This is a genomic window from Bifidobacterium catulorum (assembly GCF_003129925.1).
In the GTDB taxonomy this organism is placed as follows: Bacteria; Actinomycetota; Actinomycetes; order Actinomycetales; family Bifidobacteriaceae; genus Galliscardovia; species Galliscardovia catulorum.
In genome coordinates this window covers 1-26,202 of the sequence record NZ_QFFN01000025.1, presented here as the reverse complement: position 1 = coordinate 26,202, position 26,202 = coordinate 1, and the positions used below count along the sequence as shown (strand labels likewise).

Genomic DNA, 26,202 nt, shown 5'->3' with positions numbered 1-26,202 from the left:
CCCCACAGTCAGGCTGCGCCGGACAGCTCCCCCTGAAAGGGGGAGCCGAAAACCTGTCCTACCTTGTTGCAGGCGGCATGACAGCTCCCCCGAAAGGGGAGCCGAGCTGTAGAGAAACGGACCGGGGAGGCGGGCAGAAACCCTGCCTCCTCAACGCATCCACGCGGTGCCACGGGTGCGCAGGCCATTTGCCAGGCCGCGCCCGCCCATCAGCACCACGTTGAACGCCAGCCACAGCATCGCAGTGCGTGCGAGATCATTCGACAGCGCCGGCACCACAAAGCGCACCACCGCGAACAACGCCGCCACATACACGACCGCCGTGGCCGTGCACGTGGCCGCAAGATAGCGGAAGTCGCGCGCCCCGATCAGGATGCCGTCAAGCGCCATCATCCAGCCTTGCAACGGGAAGAACAAGCCCATCGTCACCATGCCGACGGCGGTGAGCAGCTGGATCGCCGGACTGGGGGAGAAGAACCGGCCGGCGAACAGCCCCACGCCCGCGAACGCCAGACCCAGGGCCGCGCCGACGACCAGACCCGCGATGCCCGTGGCCCGTGTGAGCATGCGCGCCCGACGACGATCGCGCGCCCCTAGGGCCGCACCCACCAGCGTCTGGCCGGCGATGCCCACGGAATCCAGCACGTTCATGGCGAAGTTCCACGACGAGTTCACCGCCTGGAACCCGGCGAGCACGTGCGTGCCCATGCGCGCGGCGCTCGCCACCGTCATCACCATGGCCGCGCGGATCGCCAGCGTGCGGATGAACAGCGGCAGACCGTCGCCGCCCGCCGCCATGATGCCTGCGAGCTGTGGCCGAAGGCTCACGCCGTCCGCCTTCGACCACATCACGGCGGGCACCACGAGGAACAATCCCATGAACCATTGGGCGATGAGCGTGGCCGCGCCCGAACCGGTGATGCCCCAGCCGAATACGAGCACGAACAGCAGTTCCAGCGCCGTGTTCACCACCGCGCCCGCCACGGCCGCCACCAGTGTGATCCGCACCTTCTGCAATCCGCGGAAGATGCCGTTCGCCGCATACACGAGCAACATGCCGGGTGCGCCGAGCACCACGGCCCGCGTGTACCGCACGGCCTGGTCGAGCACCGCGCCTTCGCCGCCGAGCGCCCGACACAGCGGTTCCGCGCCCGCGAACAGGCCGATTCCCAACACCGTGCCGATGAGCAATGCGAGCCACAGTCCGTCGATGCCGGCCTGCAGTCCTTCGCGTCGGCGCCCGGCGCCCAGCAGATGCGCCACCTGCGCGGTCGTCGAATAGGCGAGGAAGATGCACAGTCCAACCGCCGTGAGGATGATGGTCGATCCGATGGACAGGCCGGCCAGTGCCGCATCGCCGATATGCCCCACGATGGCGGTGTCGATGAGGATGAACGTCGGCTCGGCGATGAGCTGTCCGAACGTGGGAATCGCCAGCGCCGCCAGCCTTCGCGCCGTGTCCGCGTTGCCTGCTGCACCGTCTGCCGGGTCGCGGGTCGTTGCGGCGTCCATGTCGTCATGTCGTCTTGTCTGCTGCGTCATCGGTGCTGATTCCTCCCGGTCGGTCCCATTACGGTTTAACAGCACCCATGGCTAGCCTTCGGATCGTCCGGCCGTCGTTCGTCGATTCCTCCGTTGAGAGGAGTCCGTCGTATATATCGACGTATATATATGGGCGAATAAACGAACATCAATAATGTTATGTTTTTTCGATTGTTTGCTATATCCGCTACGTAGTGAGTTGTCAACTTGGGCGATTATCCCCGGTGGATTATCCCCAAGTTTTCCACACGGTTATCCCCAGTATGTGGAAAACTTCGGGTGTTATCCACGGCAACACGCCTAAAATGTGGATAACTCAACTTTTTTATCCACAGAATGTGGAAAACCCTGCGCATGACTGGGGATATCCTCCCCGCTAGGTTACATCCAAGTAAACGGAACATCGTATCCGCTCGCTTTGTGAACCATCGCTTGCAGTATGAAACAGTCCAAGTCGCCACACGCTAGGTACGTTGCATGACGAAGCCGCGGATATCACAGGAACATGGCCATATACAGCGGCATGACTTCGACGCGGTCTCCGGCGGTTCCCATATTCCCCGGCGAAAGCTTGATGCCATGGCGGACTCCGTAGTTCTCGATCAGCGACCGCATCGATTTCGCTTGTCGGTTGGCCGACGATGTGATGGTCGTTTGTGACCTGCGCGCCGCTCCCGGTGTGATGTTCGTTTGTGGGTATGGGCAGTTGGACGACGGAACGACCACGACCGAATTATCATCGGGACCATGGCTGAACAGTTTGCAAGGAACGACCGCGACGGCAACGGCGAAGGGGGGCAGCGCGGCGACCGCGACCCCATCTTCGACCGCGTCCCCCCGCACGACGACAACGCGGAAATGGCCGTGCTCGGCGGCATGCTCATGAGCAAGGACGCCATCGGCGAAGTCAGCCAGATGATCGACGTCACCGACTTCTACCAGCCGAAGCACCAGACCGTCTACGACGCCATCATCACCCTGTTCTCAGCGTCGCAGCCCGTGGACGCCGTTCTCGTGGCCAACGAACTGCTCAAGGAAGGCAACCTCGAAAAAATCGGCGGCGCGGACTATCTGCACAGCCTCGTCGCATCGGTGCCCACAGCGGCGAACGCCACATACTACGCCGACATCGTGCACCAGCGGGCCATCCTGCGCAACGTGATCGCGGCCGGAACCAAAATCGCCCAGATGGGCTACTCCGCCGAAGGATCCCAGGCCGAGGACATCGTCAACCTCGCCCAGGCCGAAGTCTACGAGATGAGCATCGGCAAGGTCCGGCAGGACTACCAGGCCATCGGACCGGTCGTCGAAGACACCCTCAACCAGCTCGACGCCCTGCAGAACGGACTCATCAACACCGGCGTCAAAACCGGATTCCGCGACATCGACAACGTGACCCAGGGCCTTCAGCCCGGCCAGATGATCGTCGTGGCCGGACGCCCCGCCATGGGCAAGTCCACACTCGGCATCGACTTCGCGCGTCACGCCTCGCTGCACGAGCACCTGACCACCGTCGTGTTCTCCCTGGAGATGAGCAAAACCGAACTCGCGCAGCGCATCATCGCCGCCGAAACCGACATCCCGTTGGGGGCGCTGCGCCGCGCCGACGAGATCACGCCGGAACGGTGGAACAGGCTGAACAACTTCTGGGGCACGCTCAAGGACGCCCCCCTGTTCATCGACGACTCGCCGAACATGAGCCTTATGGAGATCCGGGCCAAATGCCGACGGCTCAAGCAGACCAACGACCTCAAGCTCGTCGTCATCGACTACCTGCAGCTCATGAGCTCCGGCAAGGCCGTCGAAAGCCGCCAGCAGGAGGTCTCCGAATTCTCGCGAGCGCTGAAGCTGCTCGCCAAGGAGCTTGAGGTGCCGGTCGTGGCGCTGTCGCAGCTGAACCGTGGCCCCGAGATGCGCAACGACAAGAAACCCCAGCTTTCCGACCTGCGAGAATCCGGATCCATCGAGCAGGACGCCGACGTGGTGTTCCTCGTGCACCGCCCCGACTTCTACGACAAGGAGGACCGTCCGGGCGAGGCCGACATCATCATGGCGAAGCACCGCAACGGTCCGACCGACACGTTCAGCCTGGCGTTCCTCGGCGCGAACTCACGCTTCCAGGACATGCCGCAGGACATGCAGCAGGGCGTGTGACCCCTGTGACCTTGGCTTGCTATGGTTATGGGCGAATCGGAAAGGCATGAGATGGTGAAAAGCAATGGACAGGCCGGGCTGGCGGCCGACGACGTCGACGTGCGGCAGGCCGTGGCCGCGCCGCGCAGACCGTGGACCGCGTTCGCCACGCCGGCCATAGGCAAGGGCGTGCGGGCGTTGTCGCGCCTCCTCAAGCATGGCGGCAGCGCATTCCCCGGCAAGATCGTGGAACAGGTGGATCCGGGCTTCCTGGCGCGCACGCTCGCGCAACTGCCCCTCGGCGTGGTGCTCGTCTCCGGGACCAACGGCAAGACCACCACCACCCGCATGGTCGCATCCATGCTGCGCAGTCTCGGCCTCAAGGTGTTCACCAATCCCACCGGCTCGAACTTCACACGCGGCGTCGTGTCCGCGCTGCTCACCGAGGTCTCCATGGGCGGCCGGCTCGACGCCGACATCGCCGTGCTCGAACTCGACGAGGCCTACGCCGTGCATTTCGTGCGTCAGGTACGGCCGCGATATGCGCTGCTGCTCAACGTGATGCGCGACCAGCTCGACCGCTTCGGCGAAATCGACAACACGGCCCGGCTGCTCAGCCACGTGGCCGAAACCACAACCGGCACCGTCGTGCTCAACCGTGAGGATCCGCGCATCGCGCGCCTCGCCGACGTCGTGCCCTCACGCACCGGCGTCTACTATTTCGGCTTGTCCGACGACCTCCGACCGTTCTTCCCCACCGACGACGACATGCACAGGAAGGACGCGGGCGCCGACGCCGCGACCGCGGAAGGCGCGAAGCCCGACCGTCCCGTCCGCCCGGCCCTTCCCGCCTTGCCGGCCGACGTCGTCCTCACCAAGGTCGGCGACCATCATGCCGACTTCCTCATGGATGGCCGCGTCTACTCCACCGACGTCCGTCTCGAAGGCGTCTACAACCTGTTCAATGCGGCCGCGGCGCTCGCCGTCGTCCGCGCCGTGGCCGCCGACGCCATCGACGCGGCCGGCGTCATCGGGAAGGACATCCATCCCACCGACGACGATCTCATCGCCGCCGTCGCCGAGGTCACGCCCGCGTTCGGCCGCGGCGAATCCATCGACGTCAACGGCACGGAGGTCGAACTGCTGCTCGTCAAGAACCCCATGGGCTTCCGACTGGCGTTGACGTCGTTCGACCCGGCCGGCCACGACACGATGATCGTCATCAACGACGAATACGCCGACGGCCGCGACATGAGCTGGCTGTGGGACGTCGACTTCACCGGACTGCGCGGCACCGGCGTCGGCATGGTCTCCGGCGTGCGCGCGTGGGATATGGCGCTTCGCCTCGGCTACGACGAGGTCGCGGTCGGCGACGTCGACCCCGATATCGACGCCGCCGTCGATGCGTTCCTCGCCAAGGACGGGGGGCGGCCCAAGCGCATCTACTGCACGTACACGTCCATGCTGAAGGTGCGCGCGCATCTTGGCCGCATCGCCGATGTGGCCGACGCCGGCGTGGGACGCGAATGACGGTCGGACGGGCGAACGGAGGAGTTGATATGACGAACGAAGCAAGCACGCCTGGGGTCGAAGCCGTGGCGTCGTCGGTTGCGTCGGCGGAACGTCGTCCGATCGACGTGATGAGCCTGTATCCCAACGATATGAACATCTACGGCGACTCGGGCAACGTGCTCGTCATCCGCCGCCGACTCGCGCTGTACGGCTACGAGCCGGTGATGCATTATTACAATCAGGGCGATGCATGGCCCGAACGCGTCGATATGATTCTGGGCGGCGGCGGTCAGGACAGCGGCCAGGGCAAGATCATCGACGATTTCTTCACCCGCGCCGACCTGCTGCGTTCGCTCGCCGCCGACGGCGTGCCGATGCTGATGATCTGCGGCATGTATCAGCTGTTCGGCGAGTATTTCGAGACGTCCGAGGGCAGACGTCTCGACGGCATCGGCGTGATCGGCGCGTATACGGTCGGTCAGGACGTGCGCATGATCGGCAACCTCGTCGAGCGTTCCGATGATTTCGGTGACGTCATCGGCTATGAGAACCATTCGGGGCAGACGTTCCTGCGTGACGGCGTGGCGCCGCTCGGCCGCGTGGACGCTGATGGACGCGGCAACAACGGCGAGGATCATACCGAAGGCGCGCGCGTGAACAACGTCATCGGCACGTACATGCATGGTTCGCTGCTGCCGAAGAATCCGAAGATCGCGGATTTCCTGATCACGAAGGCCGTCGAACGACGGTACGGCGTGTTCGAGCCGCGTGTGACCGAGGACGCGCGTGCGGAGCTCGACCGATTGGAGAAGTTCGCCTCGGAGGCGCGGCGCGTGGCGGCCGGCCGGCCGCGGTGAACCGCGTCACGTGGGCCGGACTGCGGCACGTAGGGCGGGCAAGCCGTGTGGCGCGGCCCTGTCCACATGAGGTTCCACTTGTTTGAACCGGCCCGCGTGACGGCGGGGCGTACGACAGAACGGGTCGAAATGTTCAGGAATCGGGCCATGCGTCTGCGGTAGAGTTGAAGACGATGGCGGCGGCGTCCCCGACGGTCATAACACCGTGCGGTCGCCGCCGAGAACACGTGAAGGAGCGACATCATGGCCGATTTCAACTTCAATGACCTGGGTGAGGGCCTGCGTACGATTTTCCTGGCCGGCGTAGGTGCGGTGGCCACCGGCGCCGAAAAAGGACAGCAGATCGTCGACGACCTGGTGAAGAAGGGCGAACTGACCGTCGATCAGGGCAAGGTGCTGAACTCCGAACTCAGCCGCAAGGCCCAGGGCGCCGCCAAGGATGCGCTCTCCGGGGCACAGGGCGCGGCGGCGAAGGCACGCGAGACCGTCGACGACGTGAAGGAGGCGGCGCTCAAGGCCCGGCTGACCGTCATGAGCGAGGAGGAGCGCGCCGCATACGTGGCCAAGGTTGCCGAGCTCGCCGAAACCATCAAGGCCGAAAAGGCCGAGAAGGCGGCGCAGGCCGCGAGCAAGGCGGATGCCGGTGCGGCTGCTGAGGCGGAGACGTCTGACGACTCGGAAGCCGGCGAATCGGCGGCCGGCACCTGCTCCTGTGGCGGTGATGGTACTGGTGACGGTACCGGTGACGGTTCCGCTGCCGAGGCTCCGAAAGCCGAATAACAGCGAAAACACGGTCGTAGCCGCGGGCGTTTCGTCCATTACGGCGCACTGCGTCCGCTGCGACCTCTCGAACTCGTTGCGGTTCCCCACCTATGGAGATGCGCCGCGTCCGTTACGAATGCCCGCACCCGCTGCGGTGGTGTGCCGATGCGTGCCAAACCCGCGCTGCGATGTGACGACATGCGCCGCCCCAGGTATTACGTGTTGGACTTGCCGTTACGTGTTGGACTTTGCGCTACGTGTTGGGATGCGTTTTAGGCGAATGTTGGAATTGCAACGTTTGTGTTCCCGTCACACAACGAAAAGTCCGGCACGCGTGTGCGAGTCCGTTGCCGGGAATCCGAATCCGCGGTCAGGGCGAGTGAGTCCATGGCTGGGGAATGCGGGTCCGTGGTCAGCATGTGAATGAGTATGGATGGATTTATGACACAGGAGAAGCGTGAAACGGCATCGAACGGCGAATCGGCGCATCGTGACGCCGCGAAGCTGCAACACGACGACGCCATGCCCACAGACGGTGTCGGTGCGAACGATACCCGTGCTGGCGATACCTCCATATCCGGCACACCTATGACCAACGCCCCCAACGACCCGCTGCTCACCGACGATCAGGTGCTCGACGCCATCTCCGGCACGCCCGTCAGCGAGGAACACGACGATTTCCCCGACCACGAACACACCATCGGCCTGTTCGGCGCCAAACAGCCCACGTTCGCCGAACAATACCATCTCACGCGCAAAGGCCGGCTCCACCGCCTCGCCGAGATCTTCGGCATCGCCCGCCAATTCGACATCTTCCACGGCCTGACGCCGGTCAAGATGCGCCTCATGTTCGAAGCGCTCGGACCGACGTTCGTCAAGGTCGGGCAGAACCTCTCCATGCGAAGCGAGATTCTGCCCCAGGAATTCTGCGACGAACTCGCCAAACTCCGCGCCGACGCCGACCCCATCCCATACGAGACCGTGCTCGACACGCTCGCCCACGAATACCATCGCCCGGTCGACCAGGTATTCTCGTCCATCGACCGCACCCCGCTCGGCTCGGCGTCGCTCGCGCAGGTGCATCGCGCGCGACTCGTCACCGGCGAGGACGTCGCCGTCAAAGTGCAGCGTCCCGGCGTGCGCGAGACCATGGCGCAGGACATCGACATCATGCGATCCGTCTCCCGCCGCGCCACCAAATACATCAAATCCGCCCAGATCATAGACCTCAACGGCGTGATCGAGGAACTGTGGGACAGCTTCCAGTCCGAGACGAACTTCCTCATCGAGGCCCGCAATCTCGTGGACTTCCGCGAATTCGCCAAAGACTACAAGTACATGGACTGCCCCAAGCCCTACATCAACCTGTGCACCGAACACGTGGTCGTGATGGACTACGTCGAAGGCATCTCCGTCTCGCATCCCGACCGGCTCGTCGCCGCCGGATACTCGCTGGAGGAGATCGGCAACAAGCTCGTCGACAACTACGCCGCCCAGGTGCTCGACGAAGGCTTCTTCCACGCCGACCCCCATCCCGGCAACATCATCATCCGCGACGGCAGGATCGTGATGATCGACCTCGGCATGACCGGCCGTCTTTCCGCGCGCACGCGGTCGATACTCCAGGACATCATCTTCGCCGTCGGCAAGCAGGATTCCCCCGCCCTCGCCGAAGCGTTCCTGCGGTTCGCCGGCCCGTCAGACACCGCCGAAGTCAACTATCCCGGCCTGTTGTCCGACCTCGACGCCATCGTCCAGGACTTCGGCACCGTCAGCCTGCAGGACCTCGACATCGGCGCGTTCGTCACCGCGCTCGTGCAGCTTTCCCGCAAGCATCACGTGGAACTGCCCGGCATCGTCACGACCGTCGCGCGTGGCCTCGTCACATTGGAGGGCGTGCTCGACGAATTCCTCCCAGACACCGACATGATCGCCATCATCACCGCGCACATCGCCAGCACACGCGGCCTGCGTTCCGCCGCCAGGGATGAGGCGAAGACGTTGGGCATCGAGGGGCAGAAGGCGATGCACGGCACGTTGGGCGCGCTTGCCGAGGCCCGCACCGCCGCCCGGATGCTCACTCGCGGCCAGCTCAAGGCCAACGTGGAGATGGTCGGCTCCGAGGAGCCGATACGCCAGCTGAGCTACATGGTCGACCGCCTGACGATGGCGTTGATCGTCGTCGGCCTGTTCGTCGGGTCGTCGATCGTGTATTACGCCGGCATGAAGCCGGTGATCTTCGGCATACCCGTCATCGGATTCATGGGATATGTCGTCGCATTTCTGCTGTCGGTGTGGATCGTCATCGACATCTTCCGCAAGAACCGGCCGAGAAAACGGGGATGACGGGTTACGGGTTACGGGTTCCCGCAGGGGCTCCCTGTCGTGCTGGGCGGAGTGGAATGTCTCCCGCAGGGGCTCCCCTTGCCAGGGGGCTGGCCGCCGAAGGCGGGCTGAGGGGTAGTCGATTCCACCCTTGCCTACTTCTGCCTACTCCAGCGTAAGATTTACCCCAGTGTAAGATCCTTCGTCACCGTCTTGTCTCCGATGCTCGCAAAGCCCTTCATGGACGTCGTCACCGGTTGCGATTCGCTGCCGAGTTCGTACGCCATCGTCGTGGTCATCGGCACGTCCTGCATGACCGGAACGTCACGCGTCGCCACCGAATAGCCGGGGAACCGGTCCGAGAACGAGGTCGGTTTGAGCTCCACGCCGTTCTGATACACCGTCGTCGTCACGGCGTCGGTGAACGACAACGGTATCGGCGTGCGGTTGACCCATCGGTACGTCACGATCACCGTTGGAGCGCCCTTGTAGGTCTTCGGCCCCTTGACGGCGCTCACAGGCTTGACATCCACCTGCCGTCCGGCGGTGACGTCGTCGTACCGGTATGATGCGCCGGTCAGCCTTGTCATGCCCTGCGTGAAGTCCTTCGGCATGTCGGGTTTGATGATCTGCCCGGGTTTGGCGACGTCGGTGGCGGCAAGGTCGTTCACGTCCTTCGGCAGGGTGAACGATGCGCCGATCGACGTGGGCATGTTGCGCGAATGGCTGCCGACGCGCACGTCGTACGACGTGTCGGCGACGTTGCGCAGCTCGTACGCCTGCATGAACTCCATCGACGCGCCCGGACGTATCTTCCTCATCGTGTCGGAGAATTCGTAGCCTTTCGGATTATCGCCGGTGAAGCATCCGATGTTCCGCAGCCCGATGCCGGAATCGTAGACGTCGAACGACAGATACGACGTCATGTCGATGTCGGTCGTCGACGTGTTCTTCGTCTGGTATTTCACGAGCAGGGTGTTCTGGCCGCTGCAGCTTTTCGGACCGCGTTGGGCGGAGACGATGGTGAAGTCGGCGCTGAGCGTCTTGTCGGAACGTTCGACATACGTGAGGTTGCCGGTGCGGTCGAGCACCTTGAATCGCAGGGGTTGCGCCGTCTTGGGCGGCGAATATGACGAGTATGACGAGGAGCGCGACCTGCCGTCGGAGTCGCCGCCGAGTCCGAGGAACGATCCGATTCCGGGGAAGACGTCGGAGAGCAGATACAGGATGGCGATGATGGCGATGATGTTGCGGATCGGATGACGGCGTTTGCGTCTGGCCTGGGCGCCCGCGCGGCGGGCATCGGGGTCGCGTTGCCGGGCGTTGTGGCGCAGTGCGGCGTCGGCGCCGGAATATGGGCGTTTGCGGGAGGGCGGTGTGATCGGTGCCGTGTTCGGCTGAGTGTTCGATGGTGCGGTCCAGTTCGACGCCGTGGCTTCGTTCCGGCCCTTCGTGGCAGGCGCATCCGCTGCGGCGATGATATACGTGGGGTCATGAGGGGCGTCGTCGGCGTCGACGTGGTTCGATGTGTCGTTGATGTTGACGTAGTTTGATCTGTCGTCGAAAGGCGAGACGTAGCCGTCCGAGCCGCCGTTGGCGTCATGATCGCCGTTTTTGCCGCCGAAGATGCCCATGAGACCCCCTTGTTCGCTGTGGTTCCAGTGTACGGCACGGATGGGTGTTGCAGGGGGATTCCCCGGGCTCCGGTGAAGGGTCGGACGATCGGTGGACCGTGCCCCGAATGTTGGGACTGTTTTCTACAGTTGGATTATGACGATTCCGACGATAGGCAAGACGACGTACGACGGCACGTTGCCCCGCGCGGCGTTCTGGGACATGGACGGCACGCTCATCAACTCCGAGCCGATCTGGCATGAGGCCGAATTGTGGTTCGCCAAGCAGTATGGCGGGCATTGGACCGAGGAGCTGGGTTGGTCGGTCACCGGCACGCCCATGTCCGAGGTGGCCAGGACCATGATCGAGCACGGTACGAAACTCGGTGCCGAGGAGCTGGCGCAGGGCATCATCGACTATGTGGCCGAAAGCGAGATGCGGCACATGCCGTGGATCCCCGGCGCGCTTGACGTGGTCGTGGCGTTGCATGAGGCCGGTGTGCCGAACGTGCTGGTCACGGCGTCGCCTCGCAAGATGGCCGAATCCGCGGTGGCCCAGGCGCCGGAGGGCGCGTTCTTCGCATACGTGTGCAGTGACGACGTGGAGAAGAAGAAGCCGGATCCGGCGCCGTATCTGGCGGCGGCCGCCAAGCTCGGCATCACCGACCCCGACGAGATCGCGCAGTGCGTGGCGTTGGAGGATTCCGCCGCCGGACTGACGTCGGCGGTGACGGCCGGTGCCACCACGATCGCGTTGACGGGATACAACCCCACCGATGCCGCCGAGAAGGGCGAACAGTTCGCCACGCTGGAGAACTGGGACGGCGTGACCCCCGAGCTGCTCGGCGATTTCGTGCGCCGACGTCTGGCTGGCGAGTCCGCGCGCTGAACACCTCCGGAATCGGCGCGGTCCGTGATCCATCCATGCCCTCCCGCCGATGGAGGCGGCCCGTCGTTGTGGCTGTGCGCCGGCGACTACGAGATGACGGCGAAACGGTAGATGATGTCGAGCCGGTATCGGTCGCCGGCCTGCAACAGTGGTCGGGGGCAGTCGGTCCGGTTCATTGCGTCCGGTACGAAACCCGGTTCTAGGCATAGTCCGGATGCCGGGCCGTATCGGTGTCCATGCTTGCCGTCGATGCCATCGAGAAATCCGGCGGTATAGAGCAGCACTGTCGGGGTATTCGCATACACGCTCATCCGTATACCGCTGTGTGCGCCCTGCACCTGTGCCATCAGGCGGCATTCGGGAAGGGCTGCATCATATCCGTCTATGGGGAACGCGTGATTGTACCCGCGCGCTATGGCAAGTTGTGACCCGTGCGCCGGCAGCTCTGATTTCATAGTGAATTCGATGGTTTTTGAATCACGGAAATCCATGGCCGTACCGGTCACGGGCTGTGCCGGTCCGGACAGGGGGATGAATTGTTCGTCGGTGGGGTAGAACCGTGTGGCCGGTATGCGCAACCGGTGCGTGAGTATGTCACCGTTGCCTTCGCCGTCGAGATTCCAATACGTATGCGTGGTCAGATTGGCCACGGTCGTCTTGTCTACGACTCCCCGCACGGTGAGCCGCAATCCCCGGCCGGTCAGGACATACCGCACATGCACGCGGAATCGTCCCGGGAACCCCTGATCCATGTCAGGACTGGCCAGGGCGAATTCCACGCATGATTCGCTGACGTCGCGAACCGTCCAGTTCCGATGCTCGTATCCGTTCGGCTGGCTGTGGTTGTTGTTCCCGCCCTCGGTGGCCGCCAGATGGTATTCGCATCCGTTGATGGCGAATCGGGCTCCCCGAATGCGGTTGGCGTTACGTCCCACGATTGCTCCCATCAGCGTATCGTCCGCAAGATAGTCATGAGGGTCGTCCTTGCCGAGAACGACGTCGGTCATCCGTCCGTTGCGGTCGGGGATGGTCAACGACATAAGACGTGCCCCATGATTCGTCAGGCGGGCGGTCATGCCGTCCGGGCCGGTGATGGATACCGTCTGGATATCGTCGTCGGCCGTCGACGTGGTCGTTTTATGATGGTGTGTCATGTCTGTAGGCTAAGCCGGACGTTTCGCGGCATAATATACGAAAAGTGTCTGGTCATTATTGAAAAGTGCACAATGCTCGGCAAAGGTGCCCAAGCTTCGATGCCGGACGTGACTCAAGGGAGAGTGCGACATGAAACCGGCGGAACGGAACGTGGTCAACGAACAGTCCGAGCATTATCGGTACCGACCGACCAATTCGGGGGCGAAGGTGTTCCTGTATCCGGAATGGCTGGGTACATACCGCTATCTTGCCGGATACACGCTCAATCGTGGTCCGCTTGACAACTTTCTGCTGTTCTTCATCCGGTCGGGACGGTTCGCCATCGACGTTCCGGGCAAGGATCGCATCATCGCACATGCCGGCGACTTCGTGCTCATCGACTGCTACGAGCCGCAATCATATGAGGCGCTGACGGACAGCGAGGTGCTGTGGATCCATTTCAACGGCATTTCCGCGCGCATGTACTACGACTTCATCAACGAACGTGCGGGCAACGTGTTCTCCACCGCCAATTCGCAGTTCGCGGTGAATCGTCTGCGTCGCATCGGCGACGGATTTCGCGGCGGCGGGCGGATCTCGGAGCCGGTGATGTCACGGTATCTGACCGACATCCTTACCGAATGCGCGGGCAGCGCCGACGATTCGCCCGCGGAGGAGTCGGCGCATCAGTACGCAATGGAGGATGTGCAGGATTTCATCGTGGCGAATCTCGCTCAACCGTTGACGAACGATGAGCTGGCGGATATGGCGTGCATGAGCCGCGGCTATTTCATCAAGGAGTTCCGCAAGGCGACGGGGACGACCCCACACGCGTTTCTCGTCAAGGCCCGCATGGATGCGGCGAAGCGGCTGCTGTCCAAGACCGACGTCTCGTTGAAGCATATCTGCGCAAAGTGCGGGTTCTCGTCGCCAAGCGCGTTCTGTCTGGCGTTCCGCAACGCGGAGGGCATGACGCCACTGGAATATCGTCGGTCGGTGAGGGTGTGACGCCGGCATCGTCGATATACGAACATCGACGATGTTCGGTTCCTTGGATGTTTTTTTCATATCGAAAAGCACTTTTTATATATCGACCCCGTTGTTTCGGGCATAACGTTGATGGTGACAGCGCAGTCAAGAACAAATCACACATCCAACGAATGCATACGAAATAAAGGAGTTTCCCATGTCTCACCATCCTGTGGTCGCCGGCGTCGAGAAGATGATCATCCCGACCTATGAACCGCCCGCCCCCGAGGAAATGCCCATGTATTCGGAGTTCCGCCAGCATCAGGGGTCCACCGGCTACGCCTACCCGAACCGTGTGACGCTCGGTGTGGAACGTGACAAGCTTACCGATCACGAATACACCGTGGTGCGCCTCGAAAACGACTACATCCGTCTGCTGATCCTGCCCGAACTCGGCGGACGCATCCTCGAAGGCTATGACAAGGTCAACGATTACAACTTCCTTTACCGTCACCACCGCATCAAGCCCGTCATCGTCGGTTCCTACGGCAACTGGATCTCCGGCGGCATGGAATTCAACTTCCCGTTCCACCACCGTCCCGGTACGTACATGGCCGTCGACTACAGCATCGAGAAGCTCGACGACGGCACCGTCATCGTCTGGTGCTCCGAGGCCGCGCCATCGCCGGGCCAGTACCGGCTCAAGGGCACGTGGGGCGTCAAGCTGCGTCCCGACGTTTCCTACTACGAGACCCTGGTGAAAATCGACAACCGCACGCCCGTCAAGCATCCGTTCCTGTGGTATGAGAACGCCGGCATCCACGTCAACGCCAACTACCAGCTGTTCTTCCCGCAGGACGTCGGCTACGTGCACCACCACTACGACCGCCACCATGCCACCTTCCCGATCACCAAAGGCTGGTACGCCGTGGAGAACCACGAAGAGGAAACCGACATCAGCATCCACAAGAACACGCTGAAGGGCAACTCCTACTTCGCCGCCCCGTCGAAGTACGACTTCTTCGGCGGATACGACCATGACCGCGACTGCGGCACCGTGCACGTGGCCGACCACCACATGGTCCCCGGCAAGAAGCAGTTCATGTGGGCGCTCGAAGACCTCGGCGATGCATGGAACGGCAACCTCACCGACAACGACGGCGAACATGCCGAACTCATGGCCGGTGCCTATTCCGACGACCAGCCCGACTTCACATACATCGCACCCTACGAGGTCAAGACCTGGTCCCAGTACTGGTTCCCGATTCATGGCACCAAGGCGCCGACCTTCGCCAACCTCAACGGCGTGGTCAACCTCGACAAGGCCGACGGCGAGGTGCGTGTCGCCGTCACCAAGAGCGTGTCCGACGCCGTGCTCGAAGTGAGCGACGGCGAGAACACGGTGCTGCACGAGACCATTACGCTCGATCCGGGCGACTACCGCGAATTCGACGTGGCGCTGCCCGCCGACGTCTACACGCTGCGACTGACCGCCGCCGACGGCACCGTGCTTATGGACTACACCGAGGACAAGCCCGATGTGCTGCGCATCCCCGAGGACAATTCCGGTATCCCCACGCCACACGAACTCACCACCGCGCAGGAGATCTACGTGGCCGGCACCCACATCGACCAGTACCGCGACCCCGCCTTCAAGGGCCGTGACTACTATCGTGTGGCCCTCGAACGCGACCCCGAGCATCTGCCCTCCCTGCTTGCCATGGCAGAAGACCGTTACAACAACGCCCTGTACGACGAGGCATTGGAATACGTGAGTCGCGCGAACAAGGCGCTCAACAGGTTCAACCACAATCCGTACGACGGCACCTACAGCTACCTCAAGGCGCTGTGCGAATACGGCAAGGGGCAGGTGGACGAGGCCTACGAGACCTTCTTCAAGGCCGCATGGAGCAACAACGTCATCTCCCCGGCCATGACCTACATCGCCGGCATCGACGGACAGCGCGGCGACTGGGCCAAGATGAAGGAACACGCCGAACAGGCCCTTAAGAAGGAAGCCGACCACGCCATCTGCGGCACCTACAGGGCCATCGCCACCATCAAGCTCGGCGGCCGCGAGACGGGGCTGAGCGAACTGGAGGACATCATCGCCCATGACCGGCTCGACCATCTGGCCCGCTTCGCCCACCTCTACTATTCCGGCAAGGATCTCGGCGAGTTCTACACGATCCTGCTGGCCAACCCCGCGCAGACCATCCTCGACGTCACGTTCGACCTGCTGCTCGCCGGACTGAAGGACGAGGCCGTCGCACTGCTCGAAGGCGCCAAGCTCGCTGGACAATCCACCCCGATGACCCATTACACGCTCGCCTTCGTCTACGACATGCTCGGCAAGACCGAGGCGGCCGCATCCAACCGCAAGGCCGTGGCCGACAGCCCGATCGTGGATGTGTTCCCATACCGGCTTGAGGAACTGCCGGTGCTGAAGGCCGCCGTCGACGCCGACTCGACCGACTACACCGCCGCCTACCTGTACGGCTGCATCCTGTACAACAAGCTGCAGTATCAGGCGGCAGCCGACCAGTGGAAGCACGTCACCGAGATCAGACCCGACTTCTACATCGCCTGGCGCAACCTCGCCATCGCCTACTTCAGCAAGTTCGACCGTCGTGAGGAAGCGTTGGAACTCATGAAGAAGGCCGTGGAGGCCAGGCCGAAGGACGACACGCTCGTGCGTGAGACCAACTATGTGGCCGCCAAGCTCGGCGTCGACGGATGCGAGCGCCTTGACTGGCTCCTCGCAAACCTGCCCGACAAGCCATCCGACACCCTCACCTGGGATCTGGCCGACGCCTACAGCAACGTGTTTGAATTCGACAAGGCGCTCGACGTGCTGAGGAACCACGAGTTCGTGGCCGCCGAATGCCAGGAGACCTATCTCACCGAGGCGTACACCTTTGCTCTGTGCTGCAAGGGGCGGCTGCTCGAACGGGACGGCAAGGTCGAGGAGGCGCTCGAATGCTACCGCAGCGCGCAGATTATCCCCGCGAACTTCCGTGCCGGCTGGTGGGACACCCAGCAGCTGTATTACGCCCGCTGGTTCGAGGCCGCTGCACTGCGGAGGCTCAGCCGCGAGGACGAGGCGCGCAAGGCCGCATCCCGGCTGCTGCCCTTCATCCACAGCAGCTACAGCCCGTACATGGGGCCGGAGACCGACTACTACGTGGCGCTCGCCGAACGGCTGCTCGGAGACAACGTCATCTCCCGAAAGGACATGAGCGCCTCCGTGGTCAAGTGGGAAGAGGACGCGAGGAACGACCTCGACCGCAAGCCCATCGTCACCTCGCTGCACCTGTCGTTCGTGCCCGACGGCGTGACCGAGCACAAGGCCGAAACGGTCCGCGCGCTCGCCTACAGCCGCCTGTTCTTCAACGACGAGGCCGGTGCCCGTGATCTGTTCGAGGAGAGTCTGAAGCTCAACCCCGACAACCTCAAGGCCCGTTTCGAGTTGCACCTGCTCGGTGCTCTCGACGCCTGATTCCTCCCCATCCGGGGCGTCCTGCCTCTCCTCCTCCAGGACGCCCCTTTTTCTTTCCCCGATCTATTCCAGCGGCTATAGCGCCGTTGTCAAACACAGTAAGGAATTCGTCATGTCCTCCACGGAAAACACCGTCAACGAAGACGGCGTCACCCGGCAGCCGACTGCGGCGGTCGCGCAAGGGTCCATGAAATACGTCATCATTCTGGCGCTCAGCGCCGGCATGGCGGGACTGCTCTATGGCTACGACGCCGTGAGCATCTCCGGTGCCATCGGCTTCCTGCAGGAGCTGTACGACCTCAGCCCCGCCCATGAAGGGCTTATCGTCTCCAGCATCTTCATCGGCGGTGTGGCCGGTGTCGGTGCCTCCGGTTTCCTCAGCGACCGCATCGGCCGACGCAAGGTCATGATGTTCGGCGCGTTGTTCTTCTTCATCGCCGGGTTGTTCGCGGCCTTCACCCAGTCTCCCGAGCAGCTGATCGCTGCGCGTATCATCGGCGGTCTTGGCATCGGCCTGTCGTCGTCGATCTCCATCACCTACGTCACCGAATGCGCACCGGCGAAATGGCGTGGAACCTTGTCGTCCATGTACCAGTTCCTGTGCATCATCGGCATTTTCCTCACCAACATCATCAACTTCTGCATTGCGCAGTCCGGATCTCATGCATGGGGCGTGAGCACCGGCTGGCGCTGGGTGCTGGGCATCGGCGCCGCACCCGCATTGGTGCTGTTCGTGTTCATGCTGTTCGCGCCGGAAAGTCCGCGATTTCTGATGCAGTCCGGCAGGCAGGAGCAGGGATTCAAGATTCTTGAACGCATCAACGGCACCGTCGGCGCGCGCGAGGAGGCCAAGGCCATCGAGGATTCCATCAAGATCGACCAGAGCGGCAGTTTCGCCGAGTTGTTCGGCCCCGGCCTGCGTAAGGCGCTTCTTGTGGGCATCTTCCTGGCCGTGTTCAATCAGGCGGTCGGCCAGAACACCATTTCCTTCTACGGTCCGACGATCTTCCGCAACGCCGGCTTCGGCGGTAATTCAGAGTTTTTGGCGTCCACTATGGTCGGCGGGGTGGAGCTCGTGTTCACGGTTGTTGGCATGGTGCTCATCGACCGCGCGGGACGTAAGCCGCTGATGCTGTGGGGCACGGCTTTGATGGCCGCGTTCGCCGTTGCCATGGCGTTGACGTTCATGCTCAATGCGCCGGGTGTGCTGGTGGTGGTGTTCGCCTGTGGATTCATCGCCGCCTTCGCGTTCTCCATGGGGCCAGTCACCTGGGTGATGATTCCCGAACTGTTTCCCACGCATCTGCGCGGCCGCGCCTCGGGCCTGTGTGGTGTGTTCATCTGGGGCACTGCGTGGCTGATCGGCCAGTTCACCCCGATGATGTTCGCCGGCTGGGGCGGCCAGGGCATGTTCCTGTTCTTTGCCGCGTTGGATATCATCGGCTTCCTTGGCGTACGGTTCCTGGTCCCCGAGACCAAGGGCAAGCGGCTTGAGGAGATCGAGGCGTTCTTCCGTCCGTCGAAGTAATCGTCGTGATACTGCGGCATTGTTAGAGGCATAACTCAAATGAGGCTGTTTCCCGTGTTCACTGTGGCGCACAGGAAACAGCCTCGTGGTGTATCGTGGTTCGACGCCTAGTCGCGCGTGAGCACCTCGGTGAGGGCCTGGATCACGCTCTGCGGCATGTGCGAGTCGTTGTATCGGCTCTCGTCCACGCCGTGCAGGTCCTCCAATGTGGCGAGTCCGGGCAGCGCCGCCGCGCCGAGGTCGTCGATCATCGCCTTGGCCTTCTCCTTGGTCAGGTAGTACATCTGCGCGTCCTTGAGCACGGCGAATACGTCGTCGGCGGTCGGGTTGTGGGCGATCGTCGCGCCGTCGGCCAGCGTAAGCGTGATGGTCTCGCCAGTCGGGACGGCGGGAATCTCCACGATAAGGCTGAGCGTCTCCTCGTCATAGGACGTCCGAGTCTCGATTGCCGCACTGCCGTCCACCGACACCGTGACCGCCGATTCCCCCACGCCGCGGAACACCACCGTCCACGAACGTTCGTCGGGAATCGCGTCGATTGCGCCTTCGGCCGCGTTGATGACGAACGTGGCCGCTCCGGCATCCGCGCCGCCGCCGATGTTCCACGTGAAACGTGTGGTCGCCTTGCGGACCGAACGTTCGGCCGCGCCGTCGTCCTCGATCATCGTGAATTCCCCGTTCGCGCCGGGGAAGACCATCACGCGCAACGACTTCGGGTTGGCGACGGAGTTCGGCGCCGTGTGACCGTCCTCGCCGTTCCCCGACACCTTCTGCAACGGCACGATCGCGCCGGCCTTGGCGAACACCGGCATGCGGTCGAGTCCCCGCCACGCTTCGATCCGGCGTCCGTCCGCCGGGCGGGATGTGTAATGACGGCCGGAGAAGAAGTCGAACCACGTGCCCTGCGGCAGCCATACGTCGGCCTTGGCCATCTGCACGTCACGGTCGGCGGGGGAGACGATCGGTGCGGCCAACAGCTCGGTGCCGAAGAAGAATTCGTCGGTGAGCTTGTAGGCGTCGCGGATTTCCGGCCAGTCCCAGTACAACGGCTGCACAATCGGCTCGCCCTCTTCGGCCGCGCGCCAGTTCATCGTGTACAGGTACGGGATGAGCGCATGGCGCAGCCGCAGCGAGGCGGTCATGGCGTCGCGCACCTCGGTGTGGAAGTTCCACGGTTCCTTGCCGTTGAACGGCGAATCGGTGGAATGCAGACGGTTGATTGGGCTGAACGTACCCAACTGGTACCAGCGTGCCTCAAGTTCCTCGTCGCGGTAGCCGAACATGTGGCCGCCGATGTCGTGGCTCCACCAGCCGTATCCGATATTCGAGGCCGTGGCCGTGAATTCGGGCTGGAACTTCAGCGATTCCCACGTCACCACGGTGTCGCCGGAGAAGCCGATCGGGTAGCGATGCGACCCCGGCCCGGCATAGCGCGAGAACGTCAGCGGACGGGCGTCCATCCGCTGCGCGGGGTCGTCGTCATCTCCCTGACGCACCGCGTCGCCGCGTGCCGAATCAAGATAATGCAGATGGTTCAGCATCCACAGCGGGTCGAGTCCACGCTGACGGGTCACGCCGCCCTGCTGCCAGTCGACCCACCAGAAGTCGACGCCCTCGTCCTCCATCGGATGATGCAGCTTGTCGAAATACGCGGCCATGAACGTCGGGTCGGTCAGGTCGAACTGCACGGCCTCGCCGGTCTTCGGGTCCACGCCCGTCGCCTCGGCCATATCGGCGTAGGCGTCCTCAAACGCGCGCACGCCATCGCGGGGATGCACGTTCAGCGTGGTCTTCATGCCGTGGTCGTGCAGCCAATGCAGGAAACGCCGCGGGTCGGGGAAGAAGTCCCTGTTCCACGTGTATCCGGTCCAGCCCGAGCCGTACTTCGGGTCGACGTCGTCCACGAGATGCCAGTCCATGTCGATCACGGCCGTCGTGAACGGCAGGCCTTCCTTCTCGAACCTCGTGACCAGCTGCATGTATTCGGCTTCGGTGTAGCGGTGGTATCGGCTCCACCAGTTGCCCAGCACGAATCGGGGCAGCAACGGCGTGGGGCCGGTGAGCTTGTAGAAGTCGTGCACGGCCTCGCGGTAGCGGTGGCCGTAGCCGAACAGGTACAGGTCGGTCGTCGGTTCCGGCTTCGGCACGACCCAGGTGCCGAACGGGTTGGCGTGGCCGTTCACCTCATCGGCCTCGATGATGAGATTCGATGTGGAATCGTCGATCACCGCCCACCCATCGGTGCTGTTCACGCCGTCATCCACGGGGATGCGGCCGTCCGCCCAGTCAAGCGTGCGGTACGTGCCGCCCAGATTGCGCGACTGCTCGTCGCCATAATGCCATGTGTTGTCGATGGCGTTTACGCCCTTGACGGTGGCATACAGTCCTTCCTTGGTGAACGGCTGGCGATTATACGAAATATGCAGGCTCGGCGTATCGATCTCCAACCAGCCGTCGCGTTCGACCGCCGTGAAACGTGGGATGTCGTCGCCGTATGCCGCCGTGAAATCGCGGTTGAACGCCATCTGCGTCGGCGTATCGACGAACCGGCCCGAATCGGACCATTCACAACGGACGAGTGCGTCGGTGAGCAGACTGATGCGCCAATGGTCGCCGCTGATCACGGCGGCGGGGTTCGTGGCCGGATGCGCGTTCAGGGCGTGCATGGAAAACAGGGACGTATCTACCATATGCGGACTCCTTCGTCGGTGGGTTCATACGGGTGAACGAATCATGGTATCGGCTGGGATACAGTATTTATGATAGCGCTTGCGCAATTGTTCTGCAAATCATAAGGTGGAGTAAATATTATAATAATGCAAACGTTCCCATGTTCTTGTGAATGATTCGTCGTGAGCTATTCGTCGTGAACGATGATTTCCGATGACGGGGCCATCGGTTCCGGACGTAGACGGAATCATGCGGAATGCGCGGATGGACGACGTTGCGGCGAACGTCAGGTGGTCGAACGTCAGGTGGGCGAACGTCAGGTGGGCAAACGCTTGACTCGCTCCGCCATTTGCGGAAACGGCGATTATTGCGGTAAAAAGAGGATTGTTTGCGCAAACTTGCGCAGATGATCGCAGCGACAACGTCAGGGGCATCAGCGGGTATGTCCGTGATGCCGCCCGGGGAACGATGAACGGCAAAGGAGAACGGCGTGACGAGTCTGAAGGATGTGGCGGCGGCGGCAGGCGTATCCGAATCCACGGTGTCGCGCGCATTACGGGGCACCGGACGCGTGAGCGCGGCGACCAGGGCGCGCGTGCAGGAGGTCGCCGACCGGCTGCATTTCACCCTCTCGCGCAGTGCGTCGTCGTTGGCCAGCGGCAAGACCATGCGTGTGACCATGGTGTTCACCGACTCGTTGAACACATGGTTCAATTCGGCCGCCATGCAGGGTGCGTACGAAGTGCTCGCCGACGCCGGCTACGATCTCGTGCCGCTCATCGTGCGCACGCAGGCCGATCTGCGGCGGTTCTTCGACCAGCTGCCCGGCAATCGCAACGCCGACGGCATGATCGTCGTCTCCATCATGCTCGACCAGAAACAGGTCGGCATCCTCGAAGACCTCACCATCCCCTCGGTTGGGCTGGACGCGCGGGCCATCGGCGGATACAGCGCCACCGTGCGCGTCGACGACATGAACGCCATGCGTCAGGCCGTGCAATTGCTGAACTCGCTCGGCCACAGGCGCATCGGATTCGTGGAGATGCCCGACAACCCCGACTTCCAGTTCAGCGCCAAACTCCGATCCGGGGCGTTCTTCGACGCCGCGCGGTCCATGGGGTATGAGGAGGGTGATCTGAGCCTGTTCGAGGGACGTGACTTCGGCAAGTTTCGCAGCTTCCAGGACGCCGTCTCCGAAGCGGCCAACCGCATCATCTCCAAGAGGGAGAGGCCGACCGCCGTGTGCGTGGAGACCGACGACTTCGCCATCGCGCTGATGTACGCGCTGCGCAAGGTCGGGCTTCGCGTGCCGGAGGACCTCGCCATCGTGGGATTCGACGACAACGCGCTCTCATCCATGGCCGAGCTGACCACACTGCATCAGGATCCGCAGCTTATGGGACGCATGTCGGCTGAAAAGCTTGTGACGCTTATGCGGGGCAAGACGCTTTCCGACCCTCACTCCATGTTGCAGGCGTCGTTGATTCTGCGCGCCACCGCAACCCGGGTGGGATAAGGACGAGCGGGCTGAACTTGGTCAAAACGGTCGTGAAGGGGCCGAAATGGGCCGGTTCATGACGTGTTTTACCAAGTTTCGGTGGATCGGACCCAGAGGAATCGGCGGGGAACGGCGGAAATGGAAAACCCCGGTGGGTTGGGCACCGGGGTAATGAGGAAGAGAGAAGAAGGGGTTCAATTATCGGATTCCAGAGGAGGGGAATCCCATCGACGGTTGCGTCTCGCGTTGCCGTTCCACGTTTCCGTCGACAATTCATATATAACCCGGCGACTCTTGATGTAACGATGCGAAACACTGAAATTTCCCTGAAGAAACCATGTCGTTTTCGTGAGATGGGATGAATGGGGATGGAGAGGGGTATCCGGGGCTATAGGAACTAGACGTGGTGTTTATGTTCCGGGTTTGTCCTTGTGGCAGTAGGCGTGTCGGGGTGGTTTTAATGCGGCGTCGCATTAAAGGCCAGGATTATAGGCCAAAGGCGGTTCGGACGTCCCTCGCCTGTGTCGCTGCGATTCCAGATTCCAACGGAATAATGAAAAAGGCCTCCCGCGGTGGAATGAATGCAGGAGGCCTTAGTGGAGCTAAGGGTAGTCGAAACCCCGACCTCTTCGATGCGAACGAAGCGCTCTACCAACTGAGCTATAGCCCCAAAGGGTATGTTGCGTTTTGCGCGACAACTTGCCCTACTCTAATACGCAAACCGGAATCATGCAATTCGTGTCGGCGATAGGTCCACGATTCTTCCACATTGCGGGATTCCCGGCGAACCGTGAGGGGTCGGTCACACGGTCCGGTTCGCGATTTCGTAATGAACGAGGCCGGTTTTGGCCCGATTTCCCGGAGTTGCGAGGCCGAGGTATGGGTCAGGCCGCATGTCGCGGGGTGGAATCGCGGAATCCAGCGGCATCCGGGGACTCCATGGCCGGCGTTCCGGCCGGGGCGCCGTCTACCGACGCGGTGGCCTCCGGCTTCTTCTTGCCGAACTTCGCCTTGAACAGGCCGATGATGGTGGGCAGCAGCGACACGGCGAGAATCAGCACGATCACCAGTTCGAAGTGATCCTGCACTGCGGGGATGTTGCCGAAGAAGAAGCCGAGGAGCGTGAACAGCGACGACCAGGTGAGGCCGCCCAGCACGGAGAACGGGGTGAACCGGCTCCAACGCATGCCGGAGATTCCGGAGATGAACGGCATGAACGTGCGGATGAACGGGAAGAACCGGCCGAGGAACACGGCGAGCGGGCCCCACTTGTCGATCATCTTCTCGGTTTTCTCGATGCGTTCGGGGGTCATGGCCTTGACCTTGCCCGACTTGATGATGCGGCGGCCGAAGAAATGGCCGATGAAGTAGTTGCACTGGTCGCCGATGATCGGCGCGGTCCACACCACGGGGAGCAGGATGTGCAGCGGCAGCGCGGACTGGCCGGTGACGGCGTCCGGAGCGGCGAACACGCCCGCGGCGAACAGCAGCGAATCACCAGGCAGGAACGGGAAGAAAACCACGCCCGTCTCGATGAACACGATGAGGAAGATGAATCCGAGGGCGACGCCCGGCCCCATGGCGATCCAGCCGGCGATCGCGGCGCGCGGATCCTTGAGCAGTTCAAGAATGAAATTGACGAAACGCATGAAAATCCTTGATAAGTTTTCCTGACAGGTCCTTGACGGTATTTCGAACGAGGTCTGTAACCGTCAACAACCCTAGCATTTCGGCGTGTTTTCGCCATGCCGCGCTTCAACTGCCGCCCAAATCCTTACAAAACTTGGGGACGACTAAGAAACCGGCCGGTGATTCGGTGATTGCGGTGATTCCGATGATTTGGAATTGAGTGAGGCGGGGCGTCTATTCGTTCCTGCAGCGCCCGGAGGGCATCAGCGTCGCGAGCGCCTCCAGCCGCGCCGTCCTGCTGGCGGTGTCGCTGCTGTAGGCGTATATCGGGCGCAGATCCATACGGTCGACGTCAATCCATGGTTCGTCGTACTTATGGGCGTCGTCGGCGAGGTCGGCCATCGTTCCGCGGGCCGTCGTGCCGTCGTCTGTCATGCCGTCGTCTGTCATGCCGTCGTCATAAGTCTGCTGTGACATGTAGGTCATCCCCAAATCGTCGTAGTTCGGAATGTTCCGTGTAGCATCGAAATATTCCGCCTGCATTATTTTGCCACATTTTGCCTCGATGGCGTACGGCGTGGCGGTGGATGTCGAATCGTGAGACGCCTATGCCGAGCCGTTGGCGGACCGTCCGTCATGTCGTCCACGGGCGGGGGCGTGCGGGGCGTCGGGCGTGCCGGCCGCGTGTGCGACGTCCCTATCCGCAGGTATTCCTCAGATCCAGCTTTCCAGCCACATATGCGACAGCCAGAATTCGTATGGCACGGGAATGGCCGTCCAGATCGGGTAGAAGAACACCGATATCAACGTGACGACGAACAATACGCCGCCCATGATCCACCAGAACGAGAACGCATCCATCGACCGGTGCAGCCAGTCGGCCACGTATATGAATCCGAGGATGATCCACGGCAGGATGACGATGGCGTAGAACGTGAATGTGGTGCGGTTGAGATACTGCGCCCATGGAAGCCATCCGCCGAGGAAGCCGGCCAATACTGCCCAGATCCTCCAATCGCCGCGTTTGACGACGGCGATGACGATGGCGACGATCACGCAAAGCGTGCCGAGCCACCAGATCAGCGGATTGCCCAGGGAGGTGATGGCGGCCACGCATTTCGAATCGGGGGTGAGCGAACACAGGCCGGGATGGCCATCGAGCTCCTGCCAGTAGAAGCTGGTCGGCCGCCATTGTATGGGCCAGGTCAACGGATTGGCCTTGTAGCTGTGAGGGGCGTCGAGCGTGGTGTGGAACTGCCACATCTGCACATGGTATTCGACGAACGACCGCCATGATTCCGGCAGCCACGTGATGCCCCTGCCGGGATTGGAGGCGGCCCAGTCGTGCATGTACGAGTCGGTGTGGGCGAACCATCCGGCCCATGTGGCCAGATAGGTGATCGCATACGTGGGGATCATGTAGACGGCGGCGAGGATGCCGTCCTTCCAGATGCCGGTGGACAGCCAGCTGCGGAAGCCCGCCTGATGCCGTTCCCAGGCATCCCAGAGCACGCTGATGACGCAGAAGACGGCGAAGAAATACGCGCCCGACCATTTGACTCCGGTGGCGAGGCCCAGCAGCACCGCAGCGGCGAGACGCCACCATGAGAACGCGATGACCGGGCCCGTGGAGTCGAGGAGG

Annotated in this window: 17 protein-coding genes and 1 tRNA gene; 10 read left to right on the top strand and 8 right to left on the bottom strand. The window is 62.5% G+C overall.

Annotated features, from left to right (window positions below; all coding sequences use genetic code 11):
* Positions 1 to 150 precede the first annotated feature (150 nt).
* A complete protein-coding gene (locus tag DF200_RS08205; RefSeq protein WP_109137800.1) occupies positions 151 to 1,512 on the bottom strand; it encodes an MATE family efflux transporter in 1,362 nt (453 codons plus the stop codon).
* Between the two features lie 777 nt (positions 1,513 to 2,289).
* Here DF200_RS08205 and dnaB point away from each other — a divergent pair.
* The 5 genes from dnaB (at position 2,290) to DF200_RS08180 (ending at position 9,152) form a co-directional block, all read left to right on the top strand.
* Positions 2,290 to 3,696, top strand: a complete 1,407-nt coding sequence (dnaB, locus tag DF200_RS08200; RefSeq protein WP_109137792.1) for a replicative DNA helicase — start codon at positions 2,290 to 2,292, stop codon at positions 3,694 to 3,696.
* A 51-nt stretch (positions 3,697 to 3,747) separates the two neighbouring features.
* On the top strand, positions 3,748 to 5,205 hold the full coding sequence (locus DF200_RS08195; protein ID WP_109137791.1) for a Mur ligase family protein: 1,458 nt from the start codon (positions 3,748 to 3,750) through the stop codon (positions 5,203 to 5,205).
* A gap of 110 nt (positions 5,206 to 5,315) precedes the next feature.
* Positions 5,316 to 6,044: a type 1 glutamine amidotransferase gene (locus DF200_RS08190; protein WP_241520203.1), complete on the top strand. Its 729-nt coding sequence runs from the start codon at positions 5,316 to 5,318 to the stop codon at positions 6,042 to 6,044.
* A 243-nt stretch (positions 6,045 to 6,287) separates the two neighbouring features.
* The gene (locus DF200_RS08185) at positions 6,288 to 6,824 is read left to right on the top strand and encodes a phasin family protein (protein WP_109137789.1); all 537 of its coding nucleotides are present in this window, start codon (positions 6,288 to 6,290) and stop codon (positions 6,822 to 6,824) included.
* A 423-nt stretch (positions 6,825 to 7,247) separates the two neighbouring features.
* A complete protein-coding gene (locus tag DF200_RS08180; RefSeq protein ID WP_241520200.1) occupies positions 7,248 to 9,152 on the top strand; it encodes an ABC1 kinase family protein in 1,905 nt (634 codons plus the stop codon).
* A 161-nt stretch (positions 9,153 to 9,313) separates the two neighbouring features.
* Here DF200_RS08180 and DF200_RS08175 read toward each other — a convergent pair whose 3' ends face one another.
* The gene (locus tag DF200_RS08175; RefSeq protein ID WP_109137787.1) at positions 9,314 to 10,765 is read right to left on the bottom strand and encodes a DUF5067 domain-containing protein; all 1,452 of its coding nucleotides are present in this window, start codon (positions 10,763 to 10,765) and stop codon (positions 9,314 to 9,316) included.
* Between the two features lie 136 nt (positions 10,766 to 10,901).
* Between DF200_RS08175 and DF200_RS08170 the strand changes: the two genes are divergently transcribed.
* Positions 10,902 to 11,633, top strand: a complete 732-nt coding sequence (locus DF200_RS08170) for an HAD family hydrolase (RefSeq protein ID WP_109137786.1) — start codon at positions 10,902 to 10,904, stop codon at positions 11,631 to 11,633.
* A gap of 86 nt (positions 11,634 to 11,719) precedes the next feature.
* Here the strand turns inward: DF200_RS08170 and DF200_RS08165 are convergent, their stop codons facing one another.
* Positions 11,720 to 12,787 carry an aldose epimerase family protein gene (locus tag DF200_RS08165; protein WP_109137785.1) on the bottom strand — a complete coding sequence of 356 codons (1,068 nt, stop codon included), beginning with the start codon at positions 12,785 to 12,787 and terminating at the stop codon, positions 11,720 to 11,722.
* A gap of 130 nt (positions 12,788 to 12,917) precedes the next feature.
* Here DF200_RS08165 and DF200_RS08160 point away from each other — a divergent pair, with 130 nt between their 5' ends.
* From DF200_RS08160 to DF200_RS08150, 3 genes are all read left to right on the top strand, one after another.
* Positions 12,918 to 13,775, top strand: a complete 858-nt coding sequence (locus DF200_RS08160) for an AraC family transcriptional regulator (protein WP_109137784.1) — start codon at positions 12,918 to 12,920, stop codon at positions 13,773 to 13,775.
* A gap of 178 nt (positions 13,776 to 13,953) precedes the next feature.
* Entirely contained in the window at positions 13,954 to 17,235 is a 3,282-nt protein-coding gene (locus DF200_RS08155) for a tetratricopeptide repeat protein (RefSeq protein ID WP_109137783.1), read from the top strand.
* Positions 17,236 to 17,347: 112 nt separating this feature from the next.
* Positions 17,348 to 18,763 (top strand): sugar porter family MFS transporter, encoded by a 1,416-nt coding sequence (locus DF200_RS08150; RefSeq protein ID WP_109137782.1) that lies wholly within the window; start codon positions 17,348 to 17,350, stop codon positions 18,761 to 18,763.
* Between the two features lie 107 nt (positions 18,764 to 18,870).
* Here the strand turns inward: DF200_RS08150 and DF200_RS08145 are convergent, their stop codons facing one another.
* Positions 18,871 to 21,453 carry a glycoside hydrolase family 31 protein gene (locus DF200_RS08145; RefSeq protein ID WP_109137781.1) on the bottom strand — a complete coding sequence of 861 codons (2,583 nt, stop codon included), beginning with the start codon at positions 21,451 to 21,453 and terminating at the stop codon, positions 18,871 to 18,873.
* 470 nt (positions 21,454 to 21,923) lie between these two features.
* On the opposite strand from DF200_RS08145, the gene DF200_RS08140 reads away from it, so the two are divergent.
* Positions 21,924 to 22,949, top strand: coding sequence for a LacI family DNA-binding transcriptional regulator (locus DF200_RS08140; RefSeq protein WP_109137780.1), 1,026 nt, complete (start codon positions 21,924 to 21,926; stop codon positions 22,947 to 22,949).
* Between the two features lie 579 nt (positions 22,950 to 23,528).
* Here DF200_RS08140 and DF200_RS08135 read toward each other — a convergent pair.
* The 4 genes from DF200_RS08135 to DF200_RS08120 all read right to left on the bottom strand — a co-directional run.
* Positions 23,529 to 23,601 (bottom strand) — tRNA-Ala (locus tag DF200_RS08135).
* A gap of 214 nt (positions 23,602 to 23,815) precedes the next feature.
* Positions 23,816 to 24,580: a DedA family protein gene (locus DF200_RS08130; protein WP_109137779.1), complete on the bottom strand. Its 765-nt coding sequence runs from the start codon at positions 24,578 to 24,580 to the stop codon at positions 23,816 to 23,818.
* A 214-nt stretch (positions 24,581 to 24,794) separates the two neighbouring features.
* Positions 24,795 to 25,037, bottom strand: coding sequence for a hypothetical protein (locus DF200_RS08125; RefSeq protein ID WP_146192047.1), 243 nt, complete (start codon positions 25,035 to 25,037; stop codon positions 24,795 to 24,797).
* 237 nt (positions 25,038 to 25,274) lie between these two features.
* A partial coding sequence (locus DF200_RS08120) for a dolichyl-phosphate-mannose--protein mannosyltransferase (protein WP_500676577.1) occupies positions 25,275 to 26,202 on the bottom strand: 928 nt, incomplete at its 5' end.